The sequence below is a fragment of the Candidimonas humi genome, assembly GCF_019166065.1.
GTDB lineage: Bacteria > Pseudomonadota > Gammaproteobacteria > Burkholderiales > Burkholderiaceae_B > Candidimonas > Candidimonas humi.
The window spans coordinates 1-1,019 of record NZ_JAHTBN010000026.1 but is presented as its reverse complement, the minus strand read 5'-3'; the positions used below and the strand labels follow the sequence as shown (position 1 = coordinate 1,019).

Sequence of the window (1,019 nt, the reverse complement as noted above, 5' to 3'; positions counted from 1 at the left end):
GCCACGCCCGGATCGGTCTCCGTCGCGGGGATGGCCGTGATGGTGAAGGTATGCGTCGTGGCCACGTAGTCAATATGGAACTTGCCATCGATGGAGTCGGCCGACAGGTCCGTGTCCGAACTCAGGTCGAACGTCCGTCCCCCTATCACGAGGTCTTCGGCGTGCGCGTCCTGCACCCCGCCCACCACCAGTTGCACCTGCGACAGGTCCGTGTTGTCCACGTCCGTCAGCGTGACGTCTGGCATGAACGCCTTGCCCTGCGGCGTCGTGTCCTTGGGCTCCACCCACGTGTAGCCCGAGTCCGTGCCGTCGGCGCTGCCGTTCAGGTCCACCACCGGCGCGTCGTTCACCCCCGTCACCGTCACCGTCACCGTCGCCGTGCTCTGGCCGCCGTGGCCGTCGTCCACCGTGTAGGTGAACAACGCGGTCTTCGTCTGACCCTCGTTCAAGCCTTCGAATTCACCGTTCGGGTCGAACGTCACATTGCCATCAGCGTCGATGCTGAACAGCCCGCCACCATCGCCTGCCACCGGAGCCGTCGTCGCCACCGCGTGCAGCGTATCGCCGTCCTGGTCGCTGTCGGCCGTGCCGTCAGTCAGCGCATTGCCGACTACCGTCGCGCCATCGTCTTCATGGACGAGATGGCCGGCATCCACTCCGTATGCGTTATTCGTGGCCACCGGCCGCCGGTTGATGTACAGCTCGATCGACCGCGTCGTCTGCAGCTCGCCGCCCCGGCCCTGGTCCTGGCCGGCGCCCGCCGTGCCGCTGCCGCCAGCGGTATTGCTGTTCTGGTCGTTCAATACCCAGTCCAGCGTCACCGTGTCGTAGCCCAGTTCGCCCGGCTCCGTCTTCGCGTTGCCATACGTGATGCTGCGCGCCACCGTGTCCACCAGCACCGTGGTCGCCCCACTGGCGAAGGTGATTTCCAGCGTACCGCCCGTATCGGTATACGTACCGATTGTCTCGCCGCCCACCGTCACGTTGCCGCCCACCAGATACAAGGAGCCGAACAGGTC

General features: G+C 65.8%; 1 protein-coding gene. It reads right to left on the bottom strand.

The genetic code is table 11. The features are described from left to right. Nucleotides 1-1,019 (bottom strand): Ig-like domain-containing protein (locus KVP10_RS21150; protein ID WP_217966739.1); only part of this gene is annotated, 1,019 nt, incomplete at both ends.